The 24,455-nt window shown below is 60.0% G+C and carries 28 protein-coding genes and 1 tRNA gene; 16 read left to right on the top strand and 13 right to left on the bottom strand.

From position 1 onward, the window contains the following. The first annotated feature begins 69 nt into the window (after positions 1 to 69). On the top strand, positions 70 to 1,077 hold the full coding sequence (locus tag ACP7E6_RS12705; protein ID WP_426230094.1) for a heparan-alpha-glucosaminide N-acetyltransferase: 1,008 nt from the start codon (positions 70 to 72) through the stop codon (positions 1,075 to 1,077). A 3-nt stretch (positions 1,078 to 1,080) separates the two neighbouring features. Beyond that, positions 1,081 to 1,554 (top strand): methyltransferase family protein, encoded by a 474-nt coding sequence (locus tag ACP7E6_RS12700; protein WP_426230093.1) that lies wholly within the window; start codon positions 1,081 to 1,083, stop codon positions 1,552 to 1,554. A gap of 27 nt (positions 1,555 to 1,581) precedes the next feature. Here the strand turns inward: ACP7E6_RS12700 and ACP7E6_RS12695 are convergent, their stop codons facing one another. The 3 genes from ACP7E6_RS12695 to mgtE form a co-directional block, all read right to left on the bottom strand. Then, positions 1,582 to 3,555: a PhoX family protein gene (locus ACP7E6_RS12695; protein WP_426230092.1), complete on the bottom strand. Its 1,974-nt coding sequence runs from the start codon at positions 3,553 to 3,555 to the stop codon at positions 1,582 to 1,584. Positions 3,556 to 3,691: 136 nt separating this feature from the next. Continuing rightward, complete coding sequence (locus ACP7E6_RS12690; protein ID WP_060638414.1) at positions 3,692 to 4,078, bottom strand: MerR family transcriptional regulator; 387 nt, start codon at positions 4,076 to 4,078, stop codon at positions 3,692 to 3,694. 164 nt (positions 4,079 to 4,242) lie between these two features. After that, entirely contained in the window at positions 4,243 to 5,670 is a 1,428-nt protein-coding gene (gene mgtE, locus ACP7E6_RS12685; RefSeq protein ID WP_426230091.1) for a magnesium transporter, read from the bottom strand. A 257-nt stretch (positions 5,671 to 5,927) separates the two neighbouring features. Between mgtE and ACP7E6_RS12680 the strand changes: the two genes are divergently transcribed. Further along, positions 5,928 to 6,431, top strand: coding sequence for a peptide deformylase (locus tag ACP7E6_RS12680; RefSeq protein ID WP_426230090.1), 504 nt, complete (start codon positions 5,928 to 5,930; stop codon positions 6,429 to 6,431). Positions 6,432 to 6,466: 35 nt separating this feature from the next. On the opposite strand, the gene ACP7E6_RS12675 is transcribed toward ACP7E6_RS12680, so the two are convergent. After that, positions 6,467 to 6,730: a hypothetical protein gene (locus tag ACP7E6_RS12675; RefSeq protein ID WP_426230089.1), complete on the bottom strand. Its 264-nt coding sequence runs from the start codon at positions 6,728 to 6,730 to the stop codon at positions 6,467 to 6,469. An 84-nt stretch (positions 6,731 to 6,814) separates the two neighbouring features. Here ACP7E6_RS12675 and ACP7E6_RS12670 point away from each other — a divergent pair, with 84 nt between their 5' ends. Then, positions 6,815 to 7,204, top strand: a complete 390-nt coding sequence (locus ACP7E6_RS12670) for a hypothetical protein (protein WP_426230088.1) — start codon at positions 6,815 to 6,817, stop codon at positions 7,202 to 7,204. Positions 7,205 to 7,302: 98 nt separating this feature from the next. Here the strand turns inward: ACP7E6_RS12670 and ACP7E6_RS12665 are convergent. Then, positions 7,303 to 7,387: transfer RNA gene (locus ACP7E6_RS12665), tRNA-Leu, on the bottom strand. Positions 7,388 to 7,582: 195 nt separating this feature from the next. Between ACP7E6_RS12665 and lipB the strand changes: the two genes are divergently transcribed. Next, entirely contained in the window at positions 7,583 to 8,341 is a 759-nt protein-coding gene (gene lipB / locus ACP7E6_RS12660; protein ID WP_426230087.1) for a lipoyl(octanoyl) transferase LipB, read from the top strand. Here the strand turns inward: lipB and ACP7E6_RS12655 are convergent. From ACP7E6_RS12655 to ACP7E6_RS12645, 3 genes are all read right to left on the bottom strand, one after another. Next, positions 8,314 to 9,570, bottom strand: coding sequence for a hypothetical protein (locus tag ACP7E6_RS12655; protein ID WP_426230086.1), 1,257 nt, complete (start codon positions 9,568 to 9,570; stop codon positions 8,314 to 8,316). The two genes, lipB and ACP7E6_RS12655, sit on opposite strands and share 28 nt — an antisense overlap. A gap of 97 nt (positions 9,571 to 9,667) precedes the next feature. Next, on the bottom strand, positions 9,668 to 10,264 hold the full coding sequence (locus ACP7E6_RS12650) for a hypothetical protein (RefSeq protein WP_426230085.1): 597 nt from the start codon (positions 10,262 to 10,264) through the stop codon (positions 9,668 to 9,670). 95 nt (positions 10,265 to 10,359) lie between these two features. Further along, complete coding sequence (locus ACP7E6_RS12645; protein WP_426230331.1) at positions 10,360 to 11,256, bottom strand: DMT family transporter; 897 nt, start codon at positions 11,254 to 11,256, stop codon at positions 10,360 to 10,362. Positions 11,257 to 11,492: 236 nt separating this feature from the next. Here ACP7E6_RS12645 and ACP7E6_RS12640 point away from each other — a divergent pair, with 236 nt between their 5' ends. The 5 genes from ACP7E6_RS12640 to fghA all read left to right on the top strand — a co-directional run bounded on the left by ACP7E6_RS12640 (position 11,493) and on the right by fghA (position 15,439). Beyond that, positions 11,493 to 11,888, top strand: a complete 396-nt coding sequence (locus tag ACP7E6_RS12640; protein ID WP_426230084.1) for a helix-turn-helix domain-containing protein — start codon at positions 11,493 to 11,495, stop codon at positions 11,886 to 11,888. Between the two features lie 92 nt (positions 11,889 to 11,980). Next, positions 11,981 to 13,108 carry an S-(hydroxymethyl)glutathione dehydrogenase/class III alcohol dehydrogenase gene (locus ACP7E6_RS12635; protein ID WP_426230083.1) on the top strand — a complete coding sequence of 376 codons (1,128 nt, stop codon included), beginning with the start codon at positions 11,981 to 11,983 and terminating at the stop codon, positions 13,106 to 13,108. A gap of 276 nt (positions 13,109 to 13,384) precedes the next feature. Continuing rightward, positions 13,385 to 13,855, top strand: a complete 471-nt coding sequence (locus ACP7E6_RS12630; protein ID WP_426230082.1) for a YaiI/YqxD family protein — start codon at positions 13,385 to 13,387, stop codon at positions 13,853 to 13,855. Positions 13,856 to 13,875: 20 nt separating this feature from the next. Continuing rightward, positions 13,876 to 14,529, top strand: a complete 654-nt coding sequence (locus tag ACP7E6_RS12625) for a DUF1345 domain-containing protein (RefSeq protein ID WP_426230081.1) — start codon at positions 13,876 to 13,878, stop codon at positions 14,527 to 14,529. 76 nt (positions 14,530 to 14,605) lie between these two features. After that, on the top strand, positions 14,606 to 15,439 hold the full coding sequence (gene fghA / locus ACP7E6_RS12620) for an S-formylglutathione hydrolase (protein WP_426230080.1): 834 nt from the start codon (positions 14,606 to 14,608) through the stop codon (positions 15,437 to 15,439). Between the two features lie 59 nt (positions 15,440 to 15,498). On the opposite strand, the gene ACP7E6_RS12615 is transcribed toward fghA, so the two are convergent. After that, complete coding sequence (locus ACP7E6_RS12615; RefSeq protein ID WP_426230079.1) at positions 15,499 to 15,810, bottom strand: DUF1883 domain-containing protein; 312 nt, start codon at positions 15,808 to 15,810, stop codon at positions 15,499 to 15,501. A gap of 164 nt (positions 15,811 to 15,974) precedes the next feature. On the opposite strand from ACP7E6_RS12615, the gene crcB reads away from it, so the two are divergent. From crcB to ACP7E6_RS12595, 4 genes are all read left to right on the top strand, one after another. Continuing rightward, positions 15,975 to 16,352, top strand: a complete 378-nt coding sequence (crcB, locus tag ACP7E6_RS12610; RefSeq protein WP_426230078.1) for a fluoride efflux transporter CrcB — start codon at positions 15,975 to 15,977, stop codon at positions 16,350 to 16,352. A gap of 126 nt (positions 16,353 to 16,478) precedes the next feature. Further along, complete coding sequence (locus ACP7E6_RS12605; protein WP_426230077.1) at positions 16,479 to 17,471, top strand: RluA family pseudouridine synthase; 993 nt, start codon at positions 16,479 to 16,481, stop codon at positions 17,469 to 17,471. Beyond that, on the top strand, positions 17,471 to 18,136 hold the full coding sequence (locus tag ACP7E6_RS12600; protein WP_426230076.1) for an HAD-IA family hydrolase: 666 nt from the start codon (positions 17,471 to 17,473) through the stop codon (positions 18,134 to 18,136). Before ACP7E6_RS12605 ends, ACP7E6_RS12600 begins: the two co-directional genes overlap by 1 nt. Continuing rightward, positions 18,129 to 18,914, top strand: a complete 786-nt coding sequence (locus tag ACP7E6_RS12595) for an ATP12 family chaperone protein (protein ID WP_426230075.1) — start codon at positions 18,129 to 18,131, stop codon at positions 18,912 to 18,914. The genes ACP7E6_RS12600 and ACP7E6_RS12595 overlap by 8 nt, the downstream gene beginning before the upstream one ends. An 81-nt stretch (positions 18,915 to 18,995) precedes the next feature. Here the strand turns inward: ACP7E6_RS12595 and sugE are convergent, their stop codons facing one another. Further along, positions 18,996 to 19,310 (bottom strand): quaternary ammonium compound efflux SMR transporter SugE, encoded by a 315-nt coding sequence (sugE, locus tag ACP7E6_RS12590; protein WP_426230074.1) that lies wholly within the window; start codon positions 19,308 to 19,310, stop codon positions 18,996 to 18,998. Positions 19,311 to 19,565: 255 nt separating this feature from the next. Here sugE and ACP7E6_RS12585 point away from each other — a divergent pair, with 255 nt between their 5' ends. After that, complete coding sequence (locus tag ACP7E6_RS12585) at positions 19,566 to 19,943, top strand: VOC family protein (RefSeq protein ID WP_426230073.1); 378 nt, start codon at positions 19,566 to 19,568, stop codon at positions 19,941 to 19,943. Between the two features lie 17 nt (positions 19,944 to 19,960). On the opposite strand, the gene ACP7E6_RS12580 is transcribed toward ACP7E6_RS12585, so the two are convergent. After that, on the bottom strand, positions 19,961 to 21,292 hold the full coding sequence (locus ACP7E6_RS12580; RefSeq protein ID WP_426230330.1) for a replication-associated recombination protein A: 1,332 nt from the start codon (positions 21,290 to 21,292) through the stop codon (positions 19,961 to 19,963). A gap of 48 nt (positions 21,293 to 21,340) precedes the next feature. Next, complete coding sequence (locus ACP7E6_RS12575) at positions 21,341 to 22,633, bottom strand: DegQ family serine endoprotease (protein ID WP_426230329.1); 1,293 nt, start codon at positions 22,631 to 22,633, stop codon at positions 21,341 to 21,343. A 299-nt stretch (positions 22,634 to 22,932) separates the two neighbouring features. Between ACP7E6_RS12575 and ACP7E6_RS12570 the strand changes: the two genes are divergently transcribed. Next, positions 22,933 to 23,943, top strand: coding sequence for an RNase A-like domain-containing protein (locus tag ACP7E6_RS12570; protein WP_426230072.1), 1,011 nt, complete (start codon positions 22,933 to 22,935; stop codon positions 23,941 to 23,943). 66 nt (positions 23,944 to 24,009) lie between these two features. On the opposite strand, the gene rplQ is transcribed toward ACP7E6_RS12570, so the two are convergent. Beyond that, entirely contained in the window at positions 24,010 to 24,435 is a 426-nt protein-coding gene (gene rplQ / locus ACP7E6_RS12565; protein ID WP_113317595.1) for a 50S ribosomal protein L17, read from the bottom strand. Positions 24,436 to 24,455 lie beyond the last annotated feature (20 nt).

Here is a 24,455-nt window from a genome sequence, read left to right as displayed (position 1 = left end):
CCCCGGCTACGCGTTGCGCCTGACGCAAGCTCGCCGCGTTATGATCCCGCCAGTCGAAAAGATAGAGCCATGTCGATACCCAACGCAGTCACCGAAACCGACACCGGGACGGCACCGCCGGTCGCCACAGAACGGCGTGGCCGCATCTGGGCGATCGATGCGCTGCGCGGATTTGCGCTGATCGCCATGGCGACCTATCACTTCTCCTGGGATCTCGAATATTTCGGCTATCTCGATCCGGGAACGGTCGGCACCGGCGGTTTCAAGATCTACGCACGGATGATCGCCAGCAGTTTCCTGTTTCTGGCAGGCATCGGCCTTGTGCTTGGCCATTATCCGGTCTTCAAGCCCCGGCCCTTCGCCATCCGCTTTGCCAAGATCGCCGCAGCCGCGCTGGTCATCACTGTCGCGACCTGGTTTGCCTTTCCCGACAGCTTCATCTTCTTCGGCATCCTGCATTCGATTGCCGCGGCAAGCCTGATCGGTCTCCTCTTCCTGCGCCTGCCCGCAATCCTGACGCTTTTCGCCGCCGCTGCGGCATTTGCGGCGCCATTCTACCTGCGCTCGGCCATTTTCGACACGCCGGCACTCTGGTGGGTCGGACTGTCGGAAACCCTGCCGCGCTCCAACGATTACGTGCCGCTGCTTCCCTGGCTGGCACCGTTCCTTGTTGGTATCGCCAGCGCCCGCATTGCGCTCCGCTTCGGGTGGTTTGAAAAACTGCGTTCCGATGGCAGCGCACGTTGGAAAACGATCCTGACTGCCGGCGGCCGTCACAGCCTGATCATCTACCTCGTGCACCAGCCGCTGTTGTTTGCGCTTGTCTTTGCCTATTCCCTGGTTTTCCCGGCGGCCAAGCCCGATCCGGTCGAGACTTATCGAAACAATTGCGTGGCCTCCTGCAGCCTGCAGGAAAACGCGGCGCTCTGCACCACCTTCTGCGGCTGCACCCTGGACAAGCTGATGGAAGAGAACCTCTTCGAGCCGCTGAACGAAGGCAAAATCGACGTCAAGACGGATGAGCGCATTGCGCGAATCGCCGGGCAATGCACCATGGAGTCACAACCCAAGGAATAGGATATGAACGCCTATCGCGCCAAGCCGCTGACCTACCCCTGGCCTCCATTTCTCTATATGGCGGCGTTTGCGGGGGCGGTCGGCTTGGGGCGGACATTGCCGATCGCGGTCATGCACGGTCATGGATGGGTGCCCTGGCTGTCGGGCTCGCTGTTGATCATCCTGGCCATCTGCCTGGATGTCTGGGCGGTGAAGACATTGATCGAACGGCGCACGGCGGTGATGCCGCATCGCTGTTCGTCGCATCTGGTCACCTGCGGACCATTCCATTTCACCCGCAACCCGATCTATCTCGGCTATACCTTGATGATGGTCGGCTTCGGCCTGGTCACGCTCAATCCCTGGTTCTTCATCATGGCCAGTGCTGCCGTTGCGATCATGACGCTGTTTGCCGTCCGCAACGAAGAGCGGCATCTCCTGTCGCGCTTCGGCTTCGAATTCGAACGCTATTGCCGCACCACCAGCCGGTGGATCTGAACCCACCGGCCTCGATACGTTACGGCTTCAGTTACCAACAACACCCTTGTCGTCGCGCGTGATGACGATCAGAGACGGGCGCGCCGGCATGCCATCGGCAAAATCCGGCCAGGCGGTCCCGGCGTCGGCGATCGTCGTTGCATCTTCATTGTCGGCCAATCGCAGTTCACCCGGATGCTGGATGGAGACGAAGACAGCCGTGCCATCCGGCGTGAAGGTCGGCGAACAGCACTCTGAGCCGACCGGGGCGATGTAGAATAGTTTTGGCAACGCCCTGCCCGGTCCCTCGGTGTCCATAACATACAGCGAATCGGCGATGCCCTCCGGCGGCGGCCCATCGGTGGTGACCCAAAGCCGTCCAGCCGGATCGACGCCGAGATTGTCGGGATCGGTGAACCAGCCCGACGCTGTCGTCGCAGGATTGAACATTGCCTCATCCTCGGGCTTGGCCGGATCGCCACAGAGCACGAAGACATCCCATGTGAACGTGTCGGCGGCATGGTCCGGCTTGTCCGGCGCACCCGGCGGAACGAGTTCGAGCAGGTGTCCATGCGGATTTGGTCCGCGCGGATTGGCGATATTGACGGTTTCACGCTCGCCGCCCTTGCCAGCGGCCAGCCGGTCCTCGTTTTCGGTCATCGCCACGTAGAGCTTTCCCGTACCATGATGCGGCACGAAGCCTTCGGGCGCATCCATCGGCGTCGCACCTACCAGATCGGCAGCGGCGCGGGTATTGAGCACGACATCTGCCTGCGTGGCAAAACCTGCCTCCGCCGTCAGAGGCCCCTGTCCTGCCACCAGCGGCAACCAGACCATGGTTCCGTCGCTTGCGAATTTGGCGACGGACAGGGTTCCATTGTCGAGCAAATCCTTGTTGGCTGCCCGGTCTGCCGGGTTCCAGGGATCGCGGGTGACGAAGCGGTAGAGATATTCGAAATCGTCGTCATCGCCCATGAACACCGCGACGCGGCCGTCCGGCGCCACGGTCACCTGCGCACCCTCATGGGTCATGCGGCCGAGCGACGTCCGCTTCACCGGCTTTGCCTCCGGATCGAATGGGTCTATCTCGACCACCCAGTCGAACCGCATCCACTCGTTCGGCTCTTCCTCGAACTTGAAGCGCGGATCGACGCGACTGACCGCGTAGATGTCGTTCTCGTCTTCGTCCCAGCCCTGCCGCTCCACCAGTTCCTGATTGGGCAGCGTCTTGTAATCGCCGGCAAAGACGTCCATCGCGCCCTCTTCGCCGGAAAGCATGGTGCCCCAGGGCGTGATGCCGCCATTGCAGTTGGAGATCGTGCCGAAGACTTTTTTGCCGGTCGGGTCGGCCTTGGTCTTCAGGCGGTCGTCGCCGGCAGCCGGGCCGGATATGTCCATCTCCGTGCCCATATGGATACGGCGATTGTGTTTGCTGTCGAGAACGATCTTCCAGTCCCTGCCGGTCTTTGCCACCTCAAAGACGCTGATCCCGAGACAGCCCATCAAGGCGCGGATCTGGTTGTCGGTCAGTTTTTCGCCATAGTTCTCATCTGTCAGCCCCGGAAACATCAGGAATGGCGAGGCATATTCGTGACTGACGACCATCAGGCCGTGGTCCGACGATGGCGATCCCTGCGGCAGCGGCAGGAACTGCGTGAAATCGTTGTTATAGCCGAACTGGCGCTCCGCCGCCTTGCCGTCGAGACTGGCAATGTCGAATGAAGGGCTATCGGGAAACAGCGCATCACCCCAGCGGGCAAGAATCTGGCGGCCGTAACCTTCCGGCCAATGATCGGCGGTATCGCGGACCCGCTGCAATTCCTTGAACGTCAATGTTGATTGACTTGCGGCCTGCACAGGCTGTGCCGAGAAGCCATGACCGACAGCGGCGATGGCGGCGAATCCGAAAAGGCCTTTGAGCACCGTGCGGCGATTGACACCCTCGGCAAGAATTTCACCGTAGGATGAAGAAAACGCGCGGCGTGGGTTCGGCCGGGCGCGGGTTTTCTGGCGGTCTGACATGAAAGCCTCCGATTTCTGTAACGAAGGCGATATGGCATGCAGCCGTGAACGTGCTGTGACGCACAAGACTGCGCCGGTGGGCGGCTGCGTTCGGTTTAGCTGGTTTTACACTCGAACCAGCAAGAGCCCCAGATGATCAGGTGCCGACGCCGATTTCGGCCAGACGGGTCAGGCAGGCCTCCTCGACATTGCCGAGTTCTTCCAGCGTTTCTTCGATGTCCTTGCGCTTCTGGTTGAGTTCGTCGCGCTTCTCTTCGACACGCTTCATGAGCAGGCGCAACTGACCGGCCTCGCCCGGCGGATCCCGGTAGACCTGGATGATTTCGCGGATTTCGGCGATGGTGAAACCGATACGGCGGCCGCGCAGGATTTCCATGATCAGGCGGCGGTCCGCCGAGCGGAACAATCGTGTCCTGCCGCGCCGCTCCGGGTGGATAAGTCCCTCGTCCTCATAGAAGCGCAGAGTGCGGGTCGAAACTCCGAATTCCCGCGTCAGCTCCGTAATGGTATAATACTTGTTCACGCCTGCCTCGCCTTGCGCCGCAATCGCGAAAATCGGGCGACATACGCCTGATAGTGCCACTGCGGTTGAAGTGTCGCACCGGTGCAAGGCCAGATATCAGGCTGCAACGATGTCAAAAGGCAGCTTGATTGACTTTGACGTAAAAGTCAAACTTTGCCAGATCGTCAGGTGACGCGAAACCACCAGGTGGCAAGCCCCAGAAACGCGAAAAATCCGGTGACATCCGTGACCGTCGTGACGAAAACCGCCGAAGAAACAGCTGGATCGGCGCCAAACCGGTCAAGCAGCAGCGGGATCATGATGCCGGCAAGCGCCGCAGCAATCATGTTGATCAGCATCGCAGCCGCGATGATGCCGCCGATATTGTAATCCTGGAACCAAGCACCGGCGACGACACCGATCAGCACGCCGAACAACAGCCCGTTCAACAGGCCGACACCGGCCTCACGGCGAACGATGCGCCAGGCATTGTGAATATCGAGATCGCGGGTGGCAAGCGCGCGCACGGTGACAGTCATCGTCTGCGAGCCGGCATTGCCGCCCATGCCGGCAACGATCGGCATCAGTACGGCAAGCGCAACGATCTGCTGGATTGTCGCCTCAAACAAGCCGATGACCGAAGCGGCGAGAAATGCCGTGAAGAGATTAACCAGAAGCCATGGCACGCGCGAGCGCGACGTGCTGCCGATCGAATCGGACAGCTCTTCGTCGCCGACACCGCCAAGCCGCATCAAGTCTTCTTCGGCCTCCTCCTGGATAACGTCGACGACATCGTCGATGGTCAGCACGCCGACCAGGCGGTTGTTCTCATCGACCACGGCGGCTGACAGAAGGTCATATTGTTCGAACAGCTGCGCCGCCTCTTCCTGGTCCATCTCGGCCGGCACCGGATGGTTGGTCTCGCGCATGATCGTCTCGATCTTGACCGAGCGCTTGGTGCGCAGCACGCGGTCGAGATCGAGCGCGCCGAGCAACTTGAAGGTCGGATCGATGACGAAGATCTGGGTAAAACTCTCGGGAAGGTTTTCGTCCTCGCGCATGTAGTCGATGGTCTGGCCGACCGTCCAGAATGGCGGCACCGCGACGAACTCCGTCTGCATCCGGCGACCGGCCGTGCTTTCGGGATAATCGAGAGACCGCCTCAGCCGCACCCGCTCGGTAAACGGCAGTTTCGACAGGATCTCTTCCTGGTCCTCCTGGTCGAGGTCCTCCAGAATGTAGACGGCGTCGTCGGAATCCATCTCTCCGAGCGCCGCGGCGATCTGCTCGTTGGGCAGGTGTTCGACGATATCGAGACGGATCGCCTCATCGACCTCGGTCAGCGACGACAGATCGAAATCATCGCCGAGCAGCGAAACCAGCGCCCGGCGCTGATCCTGCTGTATCGCCTCCAGGAGGTCGCCCATTTCGGATGCGTGCAGGCGCGCAACGTGCTGGCGCAGGTAGAGAAGATCGCGATCGGCAATGGCAGCACCGACATGCATCAGATAGTCGGAGCGCACCGAACCGTCTTCGGCGTAGATATCCGAGCCGTCATACATATCGGCGTCGGGGGAATTGCGGTCTCTGTCCTGGTCGCCGGTACTGCTCATGTGCCTGCCCTCAAAAGAATTGCAGCCATCCAAGACGCTGGCGTGAAACCGGACGGGAGCAGGAAGGCAATGTCATCGACCGGTGGACGCAGCCCGCTTGAATATCCGAACCGCCCAATCCTGCTAGCTGAACAAACCCGTGAGGTCCACAACCCGATACGCTACTACTCTGATCGTATCGCCGTTTTTGCGCAAGCTGTTGCAAAATCATGCGAAATGTTTAGCTCTGGCGGATTGAAAAGCGATGGAGGCAACCCTTGTCCCGACGACCGATCCTGCGTTTTCCAGATCCCCGGCTCTCCATGCCTGCCGGTGCCGTGGTGCAATTCGACGCGGCGCTTGCGGCGCTGGCGGCAGACCTGCTCGACACCATGCGCGCAGCGCCCGGCATCGGCATCACCGCGCCGCATATCGGCTTGCTGCAACGCTTGGCCGTCATCGAGCTCGATGCTCCGTCCGGCACAAAAATCTACGTCAACCCGGAAATCACATGGTCATCGACTGAAACCACAGCGCATGCGGAGGGCAGCGTCTCGATGCCGGGAGTAACCGAAGACGTTATCCGGCCGAGCCAGGTGCGCGTGCGCTATCAGACGTTACGTGGCGAGGTGAAGGAAGACGACGCCGACGGCTTGTTGTCCATCTGCCTTCAGCACGAGATCGACCAACTCGACGGCGTCTTCTGGCTGCAAAAACTGTCGCGGCTTAAACGCGACCGGGCGATCAAACGCTTTGCAAAACTGGAGAAAAACAGCGATTAGGCCGGAACCGCCGCCCTATTCCCGGCCGCAATGCGTCAGCCGAACACGCGGCGGAACCAGCCGCTCAGAATTGCCGACGGGGAATAGCTCAGCGGCTCGATGCCGATCGCAGAGTATCCCGCCCTGGTCAGGTAGAAATGCTTCGTGCCGGCGCGTTCGCGATAGCGAACATATCCCATGTTCAAGGCCCGCATCAAAATCGGCATCTGATCCTGACGCCAAGCGATCTCCGATGCGGGCACATTTTCGGCGCCCGCATCATAAACCAGCATCAGCAGATCCTTAAGGTCATCGGCCATTACCGCATCTCCCGTTGCGCGGCGATTGCGGCTTGAAGCTGGCGAAGGGTGGAACCAGAGCCGCCGGCACGCGTTCCAAACCACATGGATTTAAACTGGCAATATATTCAAGACAATTTTGACTGGCTCGGGCACATCGTCGAAGCATTGTGTATTGCTGCCGTCGTCACGGCACTCGGCCTCGTGCTCTTCAAGCGCCGTATCGCGCTGATCATCGGTCTGGCTTTTGCCTCAGGGCATTTTCACGGCCGGGAAAAGCGTGATTTCGAAGTCTCCGTCCACATGCGGCCGCCGCACCTTCGTGCCTACGAAATCTGGAACTGGTCCTGGGATCAGGCCACCGACTTCTGGCCGGTTGCAGCCGTTATTATGATCCTTCTCGTCATCGCCGTCAGATATAAGGCAGCCTCTCCCAGCGCCGAACACAGATTGACACCACGACCGCCGCAAACAGCCCATCGCACCAACGAATGATCACTTTTGTGGGTCTGTGCCGACGCGGAGACTAACCCATTCAAAAGACACAAAAAAACCCGCAAAAAGCGGGTTTCTTGTTTGGCTTGAAAGCCAAATGGTGCGGTCGAGAAGACTCGAACTTCCACGGGTTGCCCCACAGCGACCTCAACGCTGCGCGTCTACCAATTCCGCCACGACCGCATCGTGGTAGATGCCGAACTGCTCCGGCGGGGCTGCATGTAGCAAAAGCGTTTGGGGTGCACAAGGGCAGGATGACAGAAAGTTGACGACAACATCAACTATTTCAACAGGCTGGTTCCTGCACCCCTGAGAATGCTGGACTCTTGGCCTTTGACGTACCATTTAGAAAAACAAATCAACGGGATTGCTTTGGTCATGCAGCGCGAAAATCTGGAAAAAACGTTCTTCGCAGCGGATGGCTGTCCGCCGGTGCGGTGGAGAATCGCGCCTTCGCTTGTCGACTATGCCGACGCGATCGAAACGATGGAGCGCGAGGCTGCGGCGATTGCCGCTGGCGAAGCGGACGAACTCGTCTGGCTCGTCGAACATCCGCCGCTTTATACCGCCGGAACCAGCGCCAACGCTGCCGACCTGGTCATGCCGGGCCGCTTTCCGGTATTCCAGACCGGCCGTGGCGGCGAATACACCTATCATGGCCCGGGGCAGCGCGTCGTTTACGTCATGCTCGACCTCAAACGGCGCAAGCAGGATGTTCGCGCCTTTGTCGCGGCGCTCGAGAGCCTGGTCATCGAAACGCTTGCCAGCATGAATGTCAGGGGCGAACGGCGCGAAGACCGCGTCGGTGTCTGGGTCCGGCGTCCGGAACGGCCTTCCCTCCCCGACGGCTCGATGGCGGAGGACAAGATTGCCGCGATCGGCATTCGCCTGCGCCGGTGGGTGAGCTTTCACGGCATGTCGCTGAACGTCGATCCCGACCTCGACCATTTCCACGGCATCGTCCCCTGCGGCATTCGCGGGTATGGCGTCACCAGCCTGGTCGATCTCAGCCTGCCGGTGATGATGACCGATGTCGATATCAAGCTTCGCCAGGCATTCGAGGATATTTTCGGCCCGGCAGTCAATGATGCCGACTGTCTGCACTCCGGTCAGGAAAACAGCCGGTCCGTTGCATAGACGATCGCATAGCCGTGCAGGGCCACGGCCGAGTAAAGCCCGAGGCCACTGAGGATCCGCTCTCCGCCCGTCATCTCGTCCAGGCGGTGGCGCGGCTTGACCCCACCGCTGCCCATCATGCTCAACAGGGCAAACACCGCGAGCCCTGCCAGCAATGCCGGCGTTGAAAGGCCGATCCGCCAGCCGACACCGGCAATGATCAGGGTGATGAGGAAGCTTCCCGCCATCCGGCTGGCGCGCGAGCGGAATATTTGGCGCAAGACCTGGCCGCCATCGAACCGGTTCATTGGCAGGAGGTTGAGCAGGTTGAACGAGCCGAGAATGAGCAGGAAGATCAGAACCTCCGTCCCCGAGGGGAAGACGTCATTGCCGGCTGCCTTGTGCAAAACGACCGCAATCGGAATGAGGAAAGCCGACATGCCCGCTCCCATAAGCGCGCAGGTGGCAACCTCGAAGAGAGAATTGTAGGGCCTGCCGCCGATGGCAACACCACCCAGCAGCGGCACGAAGATCATCCGTACTGTCTTGTGACCAAAGGCGCGGTAAGCAGCCATGTGCCCCAGTTCGTGCAGCACGATGACCAGTGTCAAAAGTGCCGATAGCAGCAAGCCGGTGCGGGTGAGACCAAAGAACGGCCACAGGAGCAGCGTCGATAAAACCGCCAACCCACATTGGACAAGCGGATGTTCGAAGGCGACCCGTGTGGGTTTGCTCTGGCCGGTTTCAAGCCATTGCTGCAACGCCTTTAACTCGCGCCGCAAGGAAAAAAAGCGAAAGATTAGAAACGCCAGGCCGCGGTAACGGTCGGTCTGCTCGATGGTCAGGTGCACCCTGTCACCGTCTTCGACGAGCCGGCGGCGTTCGCGAAAATCCTTCCAGAATACCGCGTCGAGCGCGCTGTCATCGAGCACATGAGCCTCATACTCGGTGTCCGGCACAGTTCCGGTAACTTCGATCAACCGGACGATCGGCTCTCCGTGCCGGTCGAGATGGGTATAGGTCTGCTGCACCCGGTTAGGGGCGTCCGGCACACGGTGACTGGTCAGCACCGAATGATGCCAGTCGGCGGAAGTCCCAAGGGGAAAAATTGCACTCCAGACTTTGGCCCGGCCTTCACGGAACGATCCATGCACACGCACCGTGCGCAAACCGAGCGGCACCGCCAGCAGAAGCCATAACAGTCCGACATTGATGACAAGAAGCGCGATCGCCGGTGCATGCGTCGCCATATGCGCTCTCCCATTGGTCGTCAGCCGACGTTAGCTGCAGAGCGTGAACAAATCGTGCGGAAGGCCGACATCCGCCGGCTTCCCGGCCTTTCCAGCACTATGCTGCCTCGATATGGTCGCTCGACAGGCCGGTCAGAATACCGACCTGCTCAAGCATCTTACGTTCGCGCGCCGTCAACCGGCTGCCGCGTGAGCGGGCAATGGCGCTCATCACCCGGGCGATCAGCAGAATATCGGCTTTCTGCAGCCCATTTTGCCGGCTGCCGCGCAACCCGGCCCAGACACCGTCATCCCCGGTCATCACCATACGGATCTGTTCCAGCGCAAAGATCGACAGACTGTCGGGGATGTGCTTGGAGATGTCGATGATGTGAAACAAAAGGTCGAGTTCGATCCGCGAATTCACCACGCCGCGCGTCGAGATCATCGCAATCAGCCAATCGGCATTCCATTCGTCCATGGCGCCTTGCGGATAGCAAGAGTGGACAATGAATTCCGTCAGGGCATCGATGAAGTGCCATTCCGGACATTTTTCGCTGCACGAGCCGTTGATCGCCAGGAGGATTACCGCGTCTTGCGATGCGGTAATCCCTGGAACGAAAACATGTTCGCGCAGAATGGCGATATCATCGGCCGTCAAGCGCGTCTTCCCGGCGATGACACATGCCGGATAAGAAAGACGAAGTTCACCCATCGTTTCTCTCCCGTTTCATCATGAAACTGAACCGAACCTAGACCAGGTGCGTTTCCAATCCGGAAAGAATGAGTGTTAGTATAGGCTTGACAGATTCAATCAATTTTTAGCATTAACCCGGCCCGCCGTTCCCGCCAGATCATGAACAGGCCGGAGCCGACGATGATGGCGATACCAAGCCATTTCGACAGGGTCGGGAATTCGCCAAAAATCAGGAAGCCCAGAGCGGTTCCGGTGATGATCTCCAGATAATGGAACGGCGCCAGAAGCGACACAGGTGCTGCCTGAAACGCCTTGACCACCATCAGATGGCCATAGCCGGAGATGGTGCCGAGCGCGATGACCAGAACCCAGCCCAGCGTGGAATGCGGCAGCGACGGGATGAAATCCACCGAACCTGCGCTGTAGCCGATCGCGATGGCGGCGACCATGAACAGCGACCCGCCGATGCCGGCAATGGTCTGCATCGTCAAAGGCGTATCGGCATTGCCGACAACCCGGTTCAACAGCAGATAGCAGGCAAACAGGAAGGCGCAGAATACCGGCATCAACGATTTCAGCCCGAAAATCTGGAAACTCGGCTGGATGACGATCATGGCGCCGCCGAACCCGATGAAGATGGCAAGCCAGCGCCGCCAGCCGACTTTTTCGCGCAGGATCAGGGCCGAAAGGCAAGTGAGGATAAACGGTTCGACGAAATAGATTGCAAAGACGTCGGCCAGCGGCATGTATTTGACCGAAACGAAAAACAGCAAGGCGGCCGCGGCCAAGAGAACGCCGCGCAACAGGTTGAACCAGAGACGCTTCGGTTTCAGCGCCCGCAGACCACCGGTCGACAGAAGCATCGGCAGCACCGAGACCAGCTGGAAGAAGAACCGGTAGAACGTCACCTGCGCCGGCGACATGCCCTGATAGACCGCCATATATTTGGCGATCGCATCCATGCACGGCAGGATGATCATCGCCACAAGCATGATCGCAAGGCCCTGCATGACGGTATGCGCAGGCGTGGCGGCAGTCGGCATGGATGTGCTCAAGGGGAAAGTCCCATTTTGGGCGCCGTCCTGACAGGACGCGCACAGAAGACGCTTTTGGCGGCATTTTTGACGTGGAAGGGTGTCCAATTTCGCAGCAGGTTCTATAAATTGCAACAATGAAGTCTTCGACCGCAATCGCGGCCGCCCCGGAACTCGACCCATCCAGGCCCACAAGGCACAAGGAGAGACCGATGCGTCTATCGACCGAAACCGCCCTGGCAATGTTGCGCAGGCCAAGCGACAACGACACTCTGGGAGGCCGCATCTGGCGGGCGCGCGATGCGATGAACCTCTCGGTCAAGGATCTTGCAAACCAGCTCGGTGTCCGCGGCGATACCATTTCCGCCTGGGAGCGCGACCGCTCCGAACCGCGCACCAATCGGCTGTTCATGCTGGCCGGGGTGCTGGGGGTCACACCGGCCTGGTTGATCGCCGGTATCGGCGAAGCGCCGAAGGATGATCTTTCGAACACGGTTTCCGGCCAGTTGCGCGATCAGCTGGCGCAGGTGAAGAAACTGCACGAGCAGACGGGAAAGGCGATCTCCGCCCTTGAGATGGAGATCAACCGCGTCCTACAGGACATCTGATATTTCACCACCGATTCTCAGCCGATTCCGGCTTGAGCGCCACCGGCCACTCTGCGATTGTGGCGCAAACTCATTTCAGGGAGACGATACTCATGGACGTACGCGCCGCTGTTGCCGTGCAGGCAGGCAAGCCACTCGAAATCATGACCGTTCAGCTCGATGGCCCGCGCGCCGGCGAAGTGCTGGTCGAGGTCAAAGCGACCGGCATCTGCCACACCGACGAGTTCACGCTGTCGGGTGCCGATCCGGAAGGCCTGTTTCCAGCGATCCTCGGCCATGAAGGCGCCGGCATCGTCGTCGATGTCGGCCCGGGCGTCACCTCGCTGAAGAAGGGCGATCACGTCATCCCGCTCTACACGCCGGAATGCCGCGAATGTTATTCCTGCCTGTCGCGCAAGACCAATCTGTGCACCTCGATCCGTTCGACGCAGGGACAGGGCCTGATGCCGGACGGCACGAGCCGCTTTTCCATCGGCAAGGACAAGATCTTCCACTATATGGGCTGCTCGACTTTCGCCAATTTCACGGTTCTGCCGGAGATCGCGTTGGCCAAGGTCAATCCGGACGCGCCGTTCGACAAGATCTGTTACATCGGCTGTGGCGTCACCACCGGCATCGGCGCCGTCATCAATACGGCGAAGGTCGAAGTCGGCTCGACGGCGATCGTCTTCGGTCTCGGCGGTATTGGTCTGAACGTCTTGCAGGGCCTGCGCCTTGCCGGTGCCGACATGATTATCGGCGTCGATATCAACAACGACCGCAAGGCCTGGGGCGAAAAGTTCGGCATGACGCATTTCGTCAATCCGAAGGAAGTCGGCGACGATATCGTCCCCTATCTGGTCAACCTGACCAAGCGCAACGGCGACACGATCGGCGGCGCCGATTACACGTTCGACTGCACCGGCAATACCAAGGTGATGCGTCAGGCGCTGGAGAGCTCGCATCGCGGCTGGGGCAAATCGGTCATCATCGGCGTTGCAGGGGCCGGCCAGGAAATCTCCACCCGTCCGTTCCAGCTGGTCACCGGCCGCAACTGGATGGGCACAGCCTTTGGCGGCGCACGTGGCCGCACCGACGTGCCCAAGATCGTGGAATGGTACATGGAAGGCAAGATTCAGATCGATCCGATGATCACCCATACGATGCCGCTCGATGACATCAACAAGGGTTTTGACCTGATGCACCGCGGCGAAAGCATCCGCAGCGTGGTGATCTACTGACCGGGACCCGAGGCTTCGACGCCGGTTTCGGGATCACCGAACAATAGTTCCATGGGCGCCGCGTCTGTTTTAGGCGCGGCGCTTGTGTCTGAGGGCTGTCTGCTCGGTTGATATGGTTCTGGATTTCAAACGGCCGGACGGTTATGCGTTCGAAAGACAACGACCGGAAACGGTCCGGTGGCGAACAGCATGACGGGCAAAATGATCAGGCGCTGTTTCTTCGTGCCGGTGTGTCCGGCTTGCGGCCTTGATAACAATGAAGCGGTACGAGCAGTCATGTCAGAACCAACAGAGCCAGCAAGCACCATCTATGTCGATGCCGACGCCTGCCCGGTCAAGCCGGAAATCCTCAAGGTCGCCGAGCGCCATGGCCTGCCCGTCGTGCTGGTCGCCAATTCCGGACTTCGCCCCTCCCGTGACCCGATGGTGCGCAATGTCATCGTCTCGTCCGGGTTCGACGCCGCCGACGACTGGATTGCCGAGCGTGCCCATGACGGCGACATCGTGATTACCGCCGACGTGCCGCTGGCCGGGCGCTGCGTTGCCGCCGGCGCGCAGGTGACCGGACCGACGGGCCGCATTTTCGACAAGGCGAATATCGGCATGGCGACTGCCATGCGCGATCTCGGTGCGCATTTGCGCGAGACCGGCGAGAGCAAGGGCTACAACGCCGCCTTCTCGCCGCGCGACCGGTCGGCTTTTCTCGAAACGCTCGACCGGCTTTGCCGCCGCGTCAAACAACGCTAGCCAGCAGATCGGGAGCCTATATGAGCATGTCGGACAAGAAGATCGCGCATCGCCGCCATACCCCGTTCTACGCGGGCGGCATCTGTGCCGCGATCACGTTTGCGGTGTGCCTCTTTGCCAAGCCGAGTTTGGCGGTCAATCTGGCTGCCGTGGTCTTCTTTCTCGTCTATCTGCTGATGATCGCCTGGCGTATTCCGAGGCTGACCGGCGCATACCTTAAGCATCATGCTGCCGGCACCGACGAACCGGCCATCATCATATTTGCAGTGACGCTGGCAACGGCCGGGATCTCGCTTGTCTCGCTGTTCATGGCGTTGAATACCGGTGGCAAGGAGACCCTGCTCGAACTGGTACTGGCATTTTCCTCCGTCACCCTCGGCTGGCTGACGGTCCACACAATGGCGGCGATGCATTACGCCCACAGCTATTGGAGCCTGCAGGCGACGGGGAGCGATGGCGATAATCGCGGTCTTGAGTTTCCGGGTACCAAGGACCCGGGGGGCTATGACTTCCTCTATTTCTCCTTCGTCATCGGCATGACGGCGCAAACCTCCGACATTGCCATCACCTCGACCGCCATGCGCAAGATCAATCTTGTGCATGCGGTCGTCTCGTTCTTCTTCAACACGGTGCTGGTAGCGGCTGCGGTCAACGCGGCGGTGTCGCTGGCCTAAAGCGCGGCATCGCAAAACCGCTACGCACGTTTGCGCGACATGCGCTGGTTCGTTTTCAGATTCAAGGGAGCACAGCTTGAAAGTCCTTTCCCAGAACACCGCATTCGGTGGCATGCAGGGCGTCTTTTCGCACGATTCACAGGCCTGCGGGGTCGAGATGACCTTCGCAGTCTATATTCCGCCACAGGCGATCACAGCGCCCTGCCCGGTCGTCTGGTATCTTTCCGGGCTTACCTGCACCCATGCCAACGTGATGGAAAAAGGCGAATATCGCCGGATGGCTGCCGAGCTTGGCCTGATCATCGTCTGCCCCGATACCAGCCCGCGCGGCGGCGATGTTCCGGACGAACTGACCAACTGGCAGATGGGCAAGGGTGCCGGCTTCTATCTCGACGCCACCGAGACGCCCTGGGCCGAAAACTACCAGATGTACACCTACATCACCGAGGAGTTGCCGGCCTTCATCGCCCAGCACTTTCGCGCCGACATGGCCCGCCAGGGCATTTTCGGCCACTCCATGGGCGGCCACGGCGCCATGACCATCGCACTGAAGAACCCGGACCGGTTCAAAAGCTGCTCGGCCTTCGCGCCGATCGTCGAGCCCTCGACGGCAGACTGGTCGATCGGTGCCTTCGAAAAATATCTTGGTGAGGACAAGGCAAGCTGGCGGGCATATGATGCCTGCGCATTGGTGAAGGACGGCGCCCGCTTCCCCGAATTCCTGATCGATCAGGGCAAGGCCGACAATTTTCTCGAAACGGGCCTGCGGCCATGGCTGTTCGAGGATGCCATCAAGGGCACCGGAATCGGCCTGACGTTGCGCCTGCATGAGCGCTACGATCACTCCTACTATTTCATCTCATCCTTCATGGACGAGCACCTGAAATGGCACGCTGACCGGCTGGCTTAGGCTTCAGCCATAGGATTGAAGAACCGCACCGTCCTGCCCCGTGCGGTTCTTTTCAAGTTTCAGGATGCGGACTGGAAACGCGGCGGCGTGGCGGTTTCAACGATGCGGATGCTCGATTCGCATTGGCCATGATGACCTTCCATATCGACGACCACGTGCCAGTGACCGGATTGCGGAATGGTCAGGCGGATCGGTGACTTACGCGCTATGCCGCCGACGAACTGATGCCTCAGCGTTTCGGTGTAGAGCTGGAAATTGTTAGCCGTCATCAGCCGCACGTTGGCGACGGCCGACAGGGTGATCTCGATCGTCACACCGGCGCGCTGCTGTTTGAGGTCGTAATGGGTGAAATTGAACTTCAGTTTTGTCATTGCACGTCCGCTCGAACCGCCTGGCCAGTGGCGGTCATATTAGAATTTGCGTGTTAAAAATTGGTTTTCCTTTGGTGCACGGTTTAGCAGCGAACTCACTTCAGATGCACCAAAACGGGCGGGCATCTTTTCCGCCACGCCGGTTTCGGCTATGGCATTTTTCCATGACACATATCTTTCTTGTTGCCGCTGGTGGCGCTGTCGGTTCCGTGCTCCGCTATCTCGTCGGGCTCTGGACGTTGCGCAGCTTCGGCCAGTCGTTTCCGTGGGGAACGCTTACGGTCAACATCACCGGATCTTTCCTGATCGGCGTCTTTGCCGAGGTGATCGCCCGTAAATTCGGCGCATCGGCGGAGATGCGGGTGTTCCTGATCACCGGCATCCTGGGCGGCTACACCACCTTTTCCGCCTTCTCGCTCGACGCGATCACCCTGCTCGAACGCGGCGAACCGGTCACTGCATTGATTTATGTGGCTTCCAGCGTACTTCTTTCGGCACTCGCGGTCTTTGCCGGGCTGGCCCTTATGCGCGCAATGGTCTAAAGGGACCTCTCAGAGCGCCATGCGTCCAATGGGGACCGGCCTGCTCTGTCATATCAGTTTGCGCACGGATTTCCGGTCGGCACCATTGTCGAGGCGCGATGGCAATTGGATGCAGGTAGAAATAAAATGGCGGGCATTGAACACAAACAAGTCGAATCCGACGAGGCGGGCATGCGCCTCGATCGCTGGTTCAAAATCCATTATCCGGGCCTCGGCTTCGGTCCGCTGCAAAAACTGCTGCGCTCCGGCCAGGTCCGCGTCGATGGCGGCCGCGTCAAATCGGACATGCGCGTCCAGCCCGGCCAGGTGGTGCGCATTCCGCCGATGGAAGTCGATCCGAAGACCAGGACAGGCCCGATCGCCGGCCGTGACCTGCGCCACGCATCCGACCATGAACTTTTGTCGCGCATGCTGTTGCATGAAGACGCCAAGGTCATCGTTCTCAACAAGCCGCCTGGTATCGCGGTTCAGGGCGGCTCCGGCATCAACCGCCATATCGACGACATGCTCGAAGCCTGGACCAGCCCCAAGGGCGAAAAGCCACGCCTCGTCCACCGTCTCGACCGCGACACGTCCGGCGTTCTGGTGATCGCCCGCACCCGTGGCGCCGCCCAGAAGCTGACGGCAGCCTTTCGCGAACGCGATACCAAGAAAACCTACTGGGCGATGGTCAAGGGTGTGCCGCGCAAAAGGGAAGACAAGATCTCGACCTGGCTGGTCAAGGAACAGACGCCGGACGGCGACCGCATGCGGATTGCCAAGCATGGCGAGGACGGTGCCGACCACGCGGTGTCCTACTACCGGATCATCGAGACGGCCGGCCAGAACCTGACCTGGCTGGAAATGGAGCCCTATACCGGCCGTACCCACCAGTTGCGCGTCCATGCCGCCCATATCGGCCACCCGATCATCGGCGATCCGAAATATTTCGGCGCCGAATTCAATTGGGCCTTCCCCGGCGGCGTTCAAAACAAGCTGCATCTGCATGCGCGGCGCATCGACGTTCCGCATCCGGATGGCGGACGCCTGATCGTCACCGCCCCGATGCCGCAACATATGGTCCAGAGCTGGAACCTGATCGGCTTCGATATGGCCAGCGCCGAGGAAGCCGACGACTGATGAAACTCGCTCTTTTCGATTGCGACGGCACCCTGGTCGACAGCGCCGGGCTGATCCACGAAGTCATGGCCCGGACGTTCGAGGATTTTGGCCTTGAACGCATCTCGCTGGAGGCCACCAAGAGCATTATCGGCCTGACGCTCGATATCGCCATAGCCCGGCTGATGCACCAGCCGCACGTGGACGATCGCGCCCAGGCGATGACGGCGCATTACAAGAAGATTTACGGCGGCGTCCGCACCGAAATGAACTTTCGCGAACCGCTGTTCGATGGCATCGCGCCGCTGATCGCTACCCTGATGAGCCGCGACGAACTGCTCTTAGGTGCCGTTACGGGAAAATCCCGGCGCGGACTTGATCAGATCTGTGCAAGCCACGGTTACGAAAAGACATTCTTCGTTTCGAGGACGGCCGACGACTGCCCATCGAAGCCGCATCCTGCGATGGTGACGGAGTGCTGCTCCGAGGCCGGCGTCGACGCCAAGGATACGGTCGTTATCGGCGACGCGATCTACGACATGCAGATGGCCAAGAGCGCTGGTGCCTCGGCCATCGGCGTCGCCTGGGGTTATGCGTCGGTTCCCGAGCTTATCGACGCCGGTGCGGATTACATCGCCCGTACCCCGCATGATATTCTGGACTGGATGGAGACACATCATGCCTGATATTCGCGACGATCTGCATCAGGCGCTGAGCGACCCGGATCCCGTGCGCCGCGCGCAGATACAGATGCACAAGCCATTAGCGAAGCGTTTCTACAAGAGTGTCGGCATCGGCCCGGCGGAAGACGGCGGCCATGCCATCCTGCTTGACGGCCGTACGGTCCGCACCCCGGCCAAACACTATCTGACCGTTCCGACGCAGGCCGCAGCCACTCTGCTGGCAGCCGAATGGGATGCCCAGAAGGACGAGATCGACCCGGCAACCATGCCGGTCACCCGTCTTGCCAACACGGCGATCGATGGCGTCTCCAAGGATATCCGCGCCGTTTTCGACGACATCCTGAATTTTGCCGGAACTGATCTTCTCTGCTACCGCGCAAGCGATCCGGAAGGCCTCGTCGCCCGTCAGTCGGAACGCTGGGATCCGGTCATCAACTGGGCTGCGGAAAAGCTTGGCGCGCGTTTCGTTCTCGTCGAGGGTGTCGTGCATCAGCTTCAGCCGCGCGCCGCCATCAACGGTGTTGCCGAAGCGCTGCGCGCCTATGCCACGCCGCTCGGCCTTGCCTGCCTGCACACGATCACCACGCTCACCGGCTCCGCCCTGCTTGCCATCGCCTTTGCCGAAAAGCAGCTGTCCGCAGACGAGGCATGGGCGCTTGCCCATCTCGACGAGGACTGGCAGATCGAGCATTGGGGCACCGATGACGAAGCCTTCCAGCGCCGCGAAAACCGCTGGCGGGAAATGCAGGCGGCAACGGCGACACTCGACGCCCTGCGCTGATTTTTAAAGCTCAAGCGGCCGATACAAAAACACCCCGCGCAGCGCTCTGCACGGGGTGTTTTCAATTCAGCGCCGTAATTTTCAGGCGGTCAGCTTCAGCCCGGCAATGCCGACTATGATCAGCGCGATACAGCCGATCCGAACCGCTGTCGCAGGTTCGGCAAATAGCACGATGCCCAGGATTACCGTCCCGACCGTGCCGATACCGGTCCAGACGGCATAGGCGGTGCCGAGCGGCAATGTGCGCACGGCGATGCCGAGCAGAACGACGCTTGCCACCATCGAGGCGCCGGTCAGAACTGTGGGCAGAAGCTTGGTGAAGCCCTCGGTATATTTCAGGCCGATCGCCCAACCGATCTCAAGAATTCCTGCAAGGAAAAGGATTACCCAGGCCATCAATCTCTCCGTCTCAAGGGAGCGAGGCCGTCCTCGCAGATGTTCGGGTGCGGGCTGGATGCCGACCCCGTGCAGCCGTCTGCATGGGCACTCTATGCCATCCCGATCCGACAGTGACAAGAGCTTGCTATCCGTGCCAATCCTTCGCAACGTGGCCGTCCGGCGGCAAAGACAATCCGGTACCACAGGCGGTTTACCCCTTGTGCGGATGATTTCGAACGGGGAAGATAGGCGCGAAACAGGGAGTATTCCGCAATGTTTGACCATGTGTCGATTGGCGTTAAAGACCTCGATCGTTCGCTTCGTTTCTATGATGCCATCCTGACGCCGCTCGGCTACGAGCGGCTGTCGAAAACGGATACGGTGCTCGGCTATGGTTCGGACCGGATCAGCCTGTGGATCGCCAAGGTCGAAAGCCCCGTGCCCGCCGACCGCAGTTCCGGCCTGCATTTCTGCTTCATCGCACCTGATGCCGCCGCGGTCGATGCCTTCCACGCAGCCGGCATTTCCAACGGTGGCGAAGACAATGGTCTGCCGGGACTGCGGCCGGAATACAGCCAGTTTTATTATGCAGGATTTCTCGTCGATCCCGACGGCTATCGCCTCGAGGCGTTTTTCAAAATTCCGGAATAGGGCTGGTTGCAAGCGGCCTATTCTTTTGCAGCGCGTTCCCGCTTCAGGCGGTGCCAGAACTCCAGGCGTTTCAGCGTCTCGCGCTCGAAGCCGCGCTCCTGCGGCTTGTAGAAACGCGTGTCCTTGCTGCGCAATTCTTCCGGAAAGAACTCCTGTCCGGAATAGGCATCCGGATAATCATGATCGTATTTGTAACCCTCGTGATAGCCGAGATCCTTCATCAGCTTGGTCGGGGCGTTGAGGATGCTTTTCGGCGGTGGAATGGAGCCGGTCTGGCGGGCCATCTCGAGGGCTGCATCGAAGGACCGGTAACTGGCATTGGATTTCGGCGCGGTCGCGACATAGACGATCGCCTGCGCGATGAAGAGCCGGCCTTCCGGCCAGCCGATCCGCTCGAAGGCAGTCCAGGCGGCAATCACCTGCGGCATCGCGTTGGGATCGGCCATGCCAACGTCTTCACTGGCAGCGCAGGCGAGCCGCCGGAACAGCGTCGTCGGATCCTCCCCCGCATCGACCATGCGCGCGCCCCAATAGAGCGCCGCATCGACATCGCTGCCCCGCAGGCTTTTGTGAAAGCAGCTCAGGAGATTGTAGTGGCCATCCTGCGCCTTGTCGTAGATCGGCATGCGCTTCTGCAGGGCTTTCGACAGGCGCCCGATATCGAGATCCCCCTCTTCGCCAAGTGACAGGACATCGTCGGCCAAGCCCACCAGATAGCGCCCGTCCCCATCGGCCATGCTGATCAAGGCTGTCCGCGCGTCATCCGTCAGCGGCAAGCGTTTTCCAACAAAATTCTCCACCCGCGCCAAGAGCAGTTCGGACGAGGCAGCATCGAACGGATTGAGCGTAAAAACCTTCAATCGCGACAGCAAGGCAGCCACCAGGCTGAAGCTCGGATTTTCCGTCGTCGCGCCGATCAGGATGACCGTGCCGTTTTCGACATGCGGCAGGAGAGCATCCTGCGTGCTGCGGTTGAAGCGGTGCAGCTCATCGACGAAGAGGATGGTCTGGCGGCCGATGGTTCGGTTATTCTTTGCCGTATCGAACACCTTGCGCAGATCGGCAATGCCGGACATCACGGCGGACAGCTGGACGAACTCCATCTTTGCCGAGGTGGCGACAAGGCGCGCAATCGTGGTCTTGCCCACACCCGGCGGGCCCCAGAGGATGAACGAACCGACCGTGCCGCCCGACAGCATGCGGGCAATCGGTCCATTCTCACCCAGAAGGTGATCCTGGCCGATGACCTCTTCCAGCGTTTCAGGACGAAGAGCATCGGCAAGCGGCCGGTGGGTATCCTCATCGAACAGCGTCACAGGCAACCCTCCATCCGGAACGGCCGGTCCCATGACCGGCCGGAGCAATATGCTTTTGTCCCTTGGAGGCCGGGAACCCGATCACCGGAAGAACTGACGGATACGTTGACCGCCGCGCTCGATCTCGACGCGCCACAGCGATGGGTCGTCCTTGGCAATCGTTTCAAGCGTCGTGGACTTGTCGATCGGCGTGCCATTGACGGCGATGATGATATCTTTTGGCTGGAAACCAACGCGGGCCGCAGGCGATCCGCGATTGATCTGCGTTATCACCACGCCCTGCGAAGACGCCGGCATCCGCAGTTCGTCGGCCAGCCGCGGCGACAGATTGCCGACCACAGCGCCGGAGAAGGGATTGCGGCCCTCGATCAGCCGCTCATCGCGGGGCGACGTTTCCGGCGCTTCGGCCAGCGCAAGCTCGATATCGCGCGTCTTGCCGTTTTCACTGATCGTGACCTTGGCGACATGGCCGATGCCCACGGTGGTGAGGCGATAACCCAGCGCATCGGGATGCTCGACCGGAATGCCATTGACGGCGACGATCACCTGGCCGGGCTTGATGCCGGCCTTCTCCGCCGGCCCACCTTCGATGACGGAGCTGACCAACGCGCCGCGTGCGCGGTCGAGCCCGAGCGCATCGGCGACTTCCGAGGTCACCGGCTCAAAGCTTGCGCCGATGAACGGCCGGGTAAAGCTGCCATTGCCGCCTTCGGCTGACGCGACGAAGACCTTGACGAGATTGGCGGGAATGGCAAAGCCAACGCCGTTGGAGCCGCCGCCGCGCGAAAAGATCGCGGTATTGATGCCGATCAACTGACCGTTCATGTCGATCAGGCCGCCACCGGAATTGCCGGGATTAATCGCCGCATCGGTCTGGATGAAGAAGCCGAAGTCACCAGTGATAACCTGATTGCGGGCCAGCGCCGAAACGATGCCGCTTGTGACCGTCTGGCCGACGCCGAAGGGATTGCCGATCGCCAGCACCAGATCGCCGACTTCGACCGCATCCGAATCGCCGAGCGGCACGGTATCGAACGGACCGTCCGATTTGATCTTCAGTACGGCAAGGTCCAGCCGCTCATCCTTGAGCATGACCGTGGTTTCGAACTCGCGGCCATCGGCAAGCGCGATCTTGATGTTATCGGCATCGGTGATGACATGATAATTGGTGACGACGATGCCATTCTTGCCGACGATGACACCGGATCCGAGCGAAGACTGCTTTTCCGACCGGTTGGGCATGCGCTGGCCGAAGAACTGCTCGAAAAACGGATCATCGGCGAAAGGCGAGCGGCTCTGAACCGTCTTTTCCGCATAGACGTTGACGACGGCATTGGCCGTCTGCTTGACCAGCGGCGCAAAGGACAGCTGCATTTCGATCTTGCTTTGCGGCAACACTTTCGGCGTCTCCGCCTGCGCCTGTGCAGCAGATATAAAAGAAACCACGTCGCCCCCGGGCTTACTCGGTTTTCCCGCAAACACCAGACCAGCAGCCAGAACACCGACGGCACCTAAGGCAACGAACGAATAGATAAAGCGCGGCATGTCAATCAGTCCCATCAAATCAATCCAGCGGACACACAGATAGGACGCCGGCTCCCAAAAAGCAAAGGCGGCCGATCACAGAAAAAAAGCCGCAGCACTTCGTCCCCGGCCCCATCAACGCATTTGTCATGAGGAATCTGCGGCGGAGAAACGAACCTCATGGACAATATGCACACCGTACCGATCTGGAAACTCACACAACTGCGCTGGATGATCACCGCCACAACCTGCAGGCGTTATTGCGAAAGGCGAACTTCAGACCCGACCAGCCGCGCGTGCCGGCGGGAAATCCTGATGGCGGCCAGTGGGCAGATGATGCGACTGGCTCAGAAGATGAAGCAACGGTCCATCGAGTTAATGACGAATTCGGCCAATACTACGTCGATCTGCAGGCAATTGAAGGCTACCGTGGCGCTCACACGATAAGCAACCATGTATATCGATCAAAAGCCGAGTTGCTTGTGGGAATGGGTCCAGAAGCGTCCCGTTGGCTTCCATTTTCCGGCGCAGTCAGACGTCAAGGCAAATTCGGAAGCTATCCCGACGCGCTGCGTTATGTGAACGAAACGATACTGGCGAACCTCGACACCGTCGAGGCCGTAAAAGCCGGATTGCTAGGAGTTGAGAGAGGCGAGTTAATCACCAAATATTACGGGCATGCGACAGGGGCGGAATGGTACAGGGACACCGGGTACTCGAAGCCGCGATGGCGCACCACCTATAGCGTTGGTGTACTACTCAGACGAGACCCCAGATTGCCACAAGGTTTTTTGGTTGTTACAGCTTATCCGCGAAACGAGGACTGGGAGCAGAAAGTGATGAGAGAATTCGTTGCCAAATCCCCCGGCTTCCGGGCGTTCACCAGAGCCATGCTTCATGATCCCCTCATATTCGGCTCTCATGACGAAGTCATCGACTTCGGGATCGGTCACGTTCTGCACCAGTTCCCGGAAACGGCGGATGATCTCGACAATTTTCTGGATTACTGGCTGAACGCTAATGCGACGGACCAGCAACTAGAAGATCTCTGGGCCGCATCGAACGCGGACTTTTTCCTGATCGGGGAAGCCGTTCGACCCTTTCTCGCCCGTGTCCTTGAGATGCTGCGAGAGGAACGTGGCACGCCTTCGTCGCCATAAGGCGCACAGCAAAAAGGCCGGGCGATCTCGCACCCGGCCTTCTTAAAGTCTCAGTCCGCAGACCGATTAAGCGGCGTCTGCAGCTTCTGCTTCGGCAGCAACGCGTGCGATGTCCTTGGCGCCCTTGGCCGAGGTGTCGCGGTCAACGAATTCAATGACGGCCAGAGCCGCATTGTCGCCGTGACGGTAGCCAGCCTTCATGATGCGCAGGTAGCCGCCGTTGCGGGTTGCGTAACGTGTTGCGATGGCATCGAACAGCTTGCCGACGACAGCAACGTCGCGGATCTGCGAGATGGCCTGACGACGAGCATGAAGGTCACCCTTCTTGCCGAGCGTGACGAGCTTCTCGACGATCGGACGGATTTCCTTTGCCTTCGGCAAGGTCGTGACGATCTGCTCATGTTCGATGAGCGAAGCGGCCATATTGGCAAACATTGCCTTGCGATGGCTTGCAGTTCTATTCAGCTTGCGGCCGGCTACACCATGGCGCATTGCTATTCTCCTTTAATTGC

It is taken from the genome of Pararhizobium sp. DWP3-4, assembly GCF_049898205.1.
In the GTDB taxonomy this organism is placed as follows: domain Bacteria; phylum Pseudomonadota; class Alphaproteobacteria; order Rhizobiales; family Rhizobiaceae; genus Pararhizobium.
Note: the sequence above shows the minus strand (reverse complement) of the source record. Positions and strands in the feature narration are given on the sequence as shown.